Here is a 5489-nt window from a genome sequence, read left to right on the forward strand (position 1 = left end):
CCATGGACAACACGACCCTCAAACACCAGTTGCTGGTGGCCATGCCGCAGATGGCCGACCCCAACTTCGAACATTCCGTCACCTATCTCGTCGAGTACGGTAGCGAGGGCGCCATGGGGCTGACCCTCAACCGCCCCGTGCAGATCAGCCTGGGCGATATCCTCAGCGACATGGACATCGACATCGAAGTGCCGCCCTCGGAGCGGCACCGGGTGGTTGCTGGCGGTCCGGTGCAACAGGAGGCCGGTTTCGTGTTGCACGCCGCCTCCACTCACTGGCAGTCCAGCGTGCCGCTCAGCGACGGCCTGATGCTCACCACCAGCCGCGATATTCTGGAAGCCATCGCCATCGGCGAAGGACCGGAGCAATCGCTGATCTGCCTGGGCTACGCCGGCTGGGAACCCGGCCAGCTGGAACAGGAACTGGTGGAAAACGCCTGGCTCAGCACCCCGGCCAGCCGTGAACTGGTGCTCGACACCCCCTTCGAACAAACCTGGCAAGCCGCCGCAGCGCGTATTGGTGTGGACATGAGTCTGATTGCGACGCAGGCGGGACACAGTTGAAATGTCCTTTCGCACCGTAGGAGCTATGCTTGCATGGCGAAAGGTTTTGATCTGGAGCGGTGCCTCCTGAAAGTCCTTCGCCATGCAAGCATGGCTCCTACGGCCTCAATAACCGACTCGTCATATGATTCTCGCGTTTGACTACGGCACACAAAAAATCGGCGTGGCCAGCGGCAACAGCCTGCTGGGTACAGCCACGCCGTTAAAAGCCCTGCCCTGCAAGAACACTCAACCCAACTGGGACGACATTGCTGCCTTGTTGAAAGAGTGGGAGCCGGAAGGGCTGGTGGTGGGTCTGCCGTTGAATATGGATGGCAGCGAAAGCGAATCTACAGCGCGGGCGAAGAAATTTGCGGGCCGATTGAAAGGCCGGTTCGGCATGCAGGTGTGGCTGGTGGATGAACGCCTTAGTACCCGCGAAGCCCGCGAGCGCACTGGCATTCGTCAGGCGGATAGCCGGGTGGATTCCATGGCGGCGGTGATCATTGCCGAAGGATTTTTGAGTGAGGGCGGCGAAGCGTTGCCATGAAAAAACGCCAGCGCGAAGCTGGCGTTTTTCGTTATCACTGCATTACTGTCTGATCCCTTCCACCGAGATAATAATATCCACGGTTTCCGATGCCGGACCCAGGTCGTAGGTGATGCCGAAGTCCGCCAGTTTCAGGGTTGTGGAGGCTTCCAGGCCCATGCGGTAGCCGCCCCAGGGATCATCGCCGTAGCCCAGCAGTTTGGCGTCCAGGGTGACCGGTTTGGTGACACCGTGCAGGGTGAAGTCGCCGGTAATCTTGGCGGTTTTTTCGCCGGTCTTTTCAATCTTGGTGCTCTTGAAGGTGGCGGTGGGGTATTCGTCCACGTCCAGGAAGTCGTCACCGCGCAGGTGCTTGTCGCGCTCGGCGTGGTTGCTGTCCAGGCTGGCGACCTGGATGGTGGCTTGCACGCTGCTGTTTTCCGGGTTGTCGGCGTCTACGGTGAAGCTGCCGTCGAAATCGTTAAAGCGGCCGTACAGCCAGCTGTAGCCCAGGTGGGAGATCTTGAACATGACGAACTGGTGGGCGCCTTTTTTATCGAAGGCATAGGTGCCACCGGGTTTATCGGCAAACGCCATGCTGCTGAGCAGCAGTGCCAGGGCGGGAATGATGATCTTCTTTGCTAGCGTCAACATAAGCATCGAACTCCGTTTGGGTTAATGGTTGTCAGGGTTTCGGGATGCCATGCCCAGCATGCGGCGCAGGGTGTCGTCCCGATCAAGCAGGTGGTGTTTGAGTGCGGCCAGGGCGTGCACGCTGGCCAGTATGATGATTGCCCAGGTGGCGATTTCGTGAATGTCGCCAGCGGTGTCTTCCAGGCCTTTCTGGTCACCGGTGATGGAGGGCACCGCAAACCAGTCAAACACATCAATAGCCGAGCCGTCGGCGCTGGTGATCAGATAGCCACTGATCATGGCGGTGAAAAGCAGCAGGTAAAGGGCCCAGTGAGTCAGGTGCGCGCTGATGCGTTCCCAGGGCTGATGGCTGGCAAGGGCTTTCGGGGGCGGCGATACCAGCCGCCACAGCAACCGGAAAGTCATGACCAGAAACAGCAGGATGCCCACGCTGCGATGCAGGTGCGGGGCGCTACGGTACCAGTCGTCGTAGTAAGTGAGATCGACCATGTACAGGCCCAGGGCAAACAGGCTCACCACCGTAATGGCCACCAGCCAGTGCAGCATGATGGTGATGAGGCCGAACCGTTGTGAGTCGTTGCGCAGATGCATCCCTGTACCCTACCCGTTCTTCCTGATGGTTGGAGCGTTGCCCGCCAGACGGGTTCCGCTCTTTACAAAACTTACCGTCACCTTGCAGCGTATTGCCATCTTGCGGCGCACTGGCGGTGACTGCCATCCCAAAAAACTGAACGGTTTGATCGGATCATTGGTGCCGCCCTGGCCGGGCTGTGCGGGCCCCTTTAGGAAAGAGTATGGGGCCCATACGGGGCTTGAGGCTTTATTCTTGAGCAAACAGGCGCCATGCTTGGTCATTCGCCATGCGAACATGGCGCCTACAGTAAAGATAATCTTCTGGAGAGCCCCTTGAGCTGGGACGAACAACAACTGCAGACACACCTGGGTGCCATGGCCCGGGCCATCACCGAGCAATACGGTGAGCGCGCCCCGCTGCTGGTGGGGATCGAGTCCGGTGGGGCCTGGGTGGCCCGGGCATTGAACGCGATGTTGGCCAAGCCGCTACCGTTGGGGATCCTGAATCCGGCCTTCTACCGGGATGACTTTGATACCCGTGGGCTCAAGCGCACGGTCTCGCCGTCGAAGCTGCCTTTCGAGGTGGACGGGCAGCATATTCTGCTGGTGGACGACGTGCTCATGACCGGCCGCACCATTCGTGCCGCCATGAACGAATTGTTCGATTTCGGGCGCCCGGCCTCGATCGGCCTGGTGGTGCTGTTCGATATCGGTCACCGGGAATTGCCAATTCGTGCCGATATCTGTGGTGAAACTTTGGCATTGCCCCCCCATCAGCGGGTAGAATTACGCGGGCCCGCCCCCCTTGTGGCGGAGATACGAGAGACAAGGCCTGAAGAATGACGCTTGCGCCATCCTCCCGCGTACAACTCACCGGCGACGGTAAGTTACGCCATTTCCTGACCACCGAGCACCTGCCCCGCTCTTTACTGGAAGATATTCTCGATACCGCCGCCAGCTTTGTGGATGTGGGTGGCCGGTCCATCAAGAAGGTGCCGCTGCTGCGCGGCAAGACAGTGGTCAATCTGTTCTTCGAATCCAGCACCCGTACCCGCAGTACCTTCGAGCTGGCGGCCCAGCGCCTCAGCGCCGACGTGCTCAACCTGGACATTGCCAAATCCGCCACCAGCAAGGGCGAAACCCTGCTCGATACCCTGCGCAACCTGGAAGCCATGGCCGCGGACATGTTCGTGGTGCGCCACCAGGATTCCGGCGCGCCCTTCTTCATCGCCAACGAAGTGACCCCGGATGTGGCGGTGATCAATGCCGGTGACGGGCGCCATGCCCACCCCACCCAGGCCATGCTCGACATGTACACCATCCGCCACTACAAGGGCGGTTTCGAGGGGCTCAAGGTCGCCATCGTCGGCGATATTCTCCACTCTCGGGTGGCCCGCTCACAGGTTCACGCCCTGAACATTCTGGGCGCCGAGGAAGTGCGGCTCATTGGCCCGAAAACCCTGTTGCCGGTGGATGCCCAGGGGCTGGGGGCCACCGTGTTCACGGATATGGGCCAGGGCCTGAAGGATGTGGATGTGGTGATCATGCTGCGCCTGCAGAAGGAGCGCATGGATTCCGCCCTGTTGCCCAGCGAGAGTGAATTCTTCCGCCTATACGGCCTCAACAACGAAAAACTGCAGCTGGCCAAACCGGATGCCATCGTCATGCATCCCGGGCCCATCAACCGGGGCGTGGAAATTGCCTCGGAAGTGGCAGACGGCCCGCGCTCGGTGATCCTCAACCAGGTGACCTTCGGTATCGCGGTGCGCATGGCAGTCATGTCCATGGCCATCAGCGGCCAGGAAAGCAGTGCCCAGGGCCGCACGGGAGGTGAGCGTGGCCAGTAGCAAGAAAGCCAATATCCTGATTCGCAAGGGCCGGGTGATCGATCCGGCCAATGGTCGCGACGAAGTTGCCGACCTGCTGATTGAAAATGGCCGTCTGGTGCGCATCGGTGCCAGCCTGGATGCCCCCGGCGCCGATATTGTGGACGCGGAAGGCCACTGGGTGTTGCCCGGGCTGGTAGACGCCTGTGTGCACCTGTCCCTGCCGGGCAGCGGTCGCAGTGGCGACATTGCCAGCGAAACCCGTGCCGCCGCCGCGGGTGGTATTACTCACCTGGTGGCCCAGCCGGACTGCGGACCGGTGGATTCCACCGCCGTGGTGAGGCTGATCCGCGAGCAGGCTGGCCAGGCCGGATTCGCGCGCATCATGCCCATTGCCGCCATGACCCAGGGTCTGGCCGGCGACCAGCTGGCGGAAATGGCCACCCTGGCCAAGGCAGGGTGTATTGCCGTGGGCAATGCGGGCCGCAAGGTCGCCAGCGCCCTGGTGCTGAAGCGTTCCCTGGAATATGCCTCCACCTTCGATTTGCCGGTGATGTTCCGGCCCCAGGATTCGGCGCTGAGCGCGGGCGGCTGTGCCCACGAAGGGGCCGTGGCCACCCGTCTGGGGTTGCCGGGGATTCCGGCGGTGGCGGAGAGCGTGGACCTGTCCCGGGACCTGCTGCTGGTGGAAGCCACCGGTGTGCGTGCCCATTTCCAGCAGATATCCAGTGCTGACTCCCTGCGTTTACTGCGCGCCGCCAAGCGTCGCGGCCTGCCGGTGACGGCGGACGTGAGCATTCAGCACCTGCTGCTGGATGAATCGGCCCTGGAAGGGTTCAACAGCCACTGCCACGTGATCCCGCCCCTGCGCAGTGCGGCGGATCGCGAGGCCCTGCTGGAGGCGGTGGCCGACGGTACCATTGATGCCATCTGCTCCCAGCACACCCCCATTGGTTCTTCCAGCAAGGCGGCCCCTTTCCCGGCCACCAAGCCGGGCATGGCCGGGCTGGATACCCTGCTTGGCCTGGTGCTGCAACTGGTGGCCGACGGCAAGCTGGCACTGCCCCGGGCCCTGGATGCGGTGACGGCCGCCCCCGCCCGCTGCCTGGGCATCCTGGCCGGCCAATTGGAAACCGGCCGCCCGGCCAGCCTGTGCGTGCTGGATGCCAGCGCCGAAAAGGATTACGCCGAACACTGGCTGTCCGCCGGCAACAACTCTCCCTGGCGCCGCGCCGTGCTCAAGGGCAACGTGAAGCTGACGGTGTGTCAGGGCAAGGTGAGCTGGCTGACGGACTAAGCAATGAATAGTTAATAATGAATAATTAATAGCGACGCGATATCGCGTTATTTTTCTCCAGACGCAAG

Annotated in this window: 7 protein-coding genes; 5 read left to right on the plus strand and 2 right to left on the minus strand. The window is 61.7% G+C overall.

All coding sequences use genetic code 11. The annotated features are described in order from the left end of the window. Positions 1-2: 2 nt before the first annotated feature. A complete protein-coding gene (locus tag A3714_RS01440; protein ID WP_063509841.1) occupies positions 3-563 on the plus strand; it encodes a YqgE/AlgH family protein in 561 nt (186 codons plus the stop codon). 124 nt (positions 564-687) lie between these two features. Further along, positions 688-1092 carry a Holliday junction resolvase RuvX gene (gene ruvX / locus A3714_RS01445; protein ID WP_063509842.1) on the plus strand — a complete coding sequence of 135 codons (405 nt, stop codon included), beginning with the start codon at positions 688-690 and terminating at the stop codon, positions 1090-1092. Positions 1093-1134: 42 nt separating this feature from the next. On the opposite strand, the gene A3714_RS01450 is transcribed toward ruvX, so the two are convergent. Then, positions 1135-1725, minus strand: a complete 591-nt coding sequence (locus A3714_RS01450; RefSeq protein ID WP_197463341.1) for a YceI family protein — start codon at positions 1723-1725, stop codon at positions 1135-1137. Positions 1726-1746: 21 nt separating this feature from the next. Next, positions 1747-2316, minus strand: coding sequence for a cytochrome b (locus A3714_RS01455; RefSeq protein WP_063509844.1), 570 nt, complete (start codon positions 2314-2316; stop codon positions 1747-1749). Positions 2317-2631: 315 nt separating this feature from the next. Between A3714_RS01455 and pyrR the strand changes: the two genes are divergently transcribed. The 3 genes from pyrR to A3714_RS01470 are packed head-to-tail and all read left to right on the plus strand — an operon-like array spanning position 2632 to position 5421. Beyond that, complete coding sequence (pyrR, locus tag A3714_RS01460) at positions 2632-3141, plus strand: bifunctional pyr operon transcriptional regulator/uracil phosphoribosyltransferase PyrR (RefSeq protein WP_231866011.1); 510 nt, start codon at positions 2632-2634, stop codon at positions 3139-3141. Continuing rightward, positions 3138-4145: an aspartate carbamoyltransferase catalytic subunit gene (locus tag A3714_RS01465; RefSeq protein ID WP_063509846.1), complete on the plus strand. Its 1008-nt coding sequence runs from the start codon at positions 3138-3140 to the stop codon at positions 4143-4145. Before pyrR ends, A3714_RS01465 begins: the two co-directional genes overlap by 4 nt. Then, complete coding sequence (locus A3714_RS01470) at positions 4135-5421, plus strand: dihydroorotase (protein ID WP_063509847.1); 1287 nt, start codon at positions 4135-4137, stop codon at positions 5419-5421. The genes A3714_RS01465 and A3714_RS01470 overlap by 11 nt, the downstream gene beginning before the upstream one ends. The last annotated feature ends 68 nt before the right edge of the window (positions 5422-5489 follow it).

The organism is Alcanivorax sp. HI0007, from assembly GCF_001635525.1.
Taxonomy (GTDB): Bacteria; Pseudomonadota; Gammaproteobacteria; order Pseudomonadales; family Alcanivoracaceae; genus Alcanivorax.

Bases quoted from the DNA above. Each gene is read 5' to 3' on its own strand.
- A3714_RS01465 (WP_063509846.1), top strand. From the start codon at position 3,138: ATGACGCTTGCGCCATCCTCCCGCGTACAACTCACCGGCGACGGTAAG.
- A3714_RS01450 (WP_197463341.1), bottom strand. From the start codon at position 1,725: ATGTTGACGCTAGCAAAGAAGATCATCATTCCCGCCCTGGCACTGCTG.
- ruvX (WP_063509842.1), top strand. From the start codon at position 688: ATGATTCTCGCGTTTGACTACGGCACACAAAAAATCGGCGTGGCCAGC.
- A3714_RS01455 (WP_063509844.1), bottom strand. From the start codon at position 2,316: ATGCATCTGCGCAACGACTCACAACGGTTCGGCCTCATCACCATCATG.
- A3714_RS01440 (WP_063509841.1), top strand. From the start codon at position 3: ATGGACAACACGACCCTCAAACACCAGTTGCTGGTGGCCATGCCGCAG.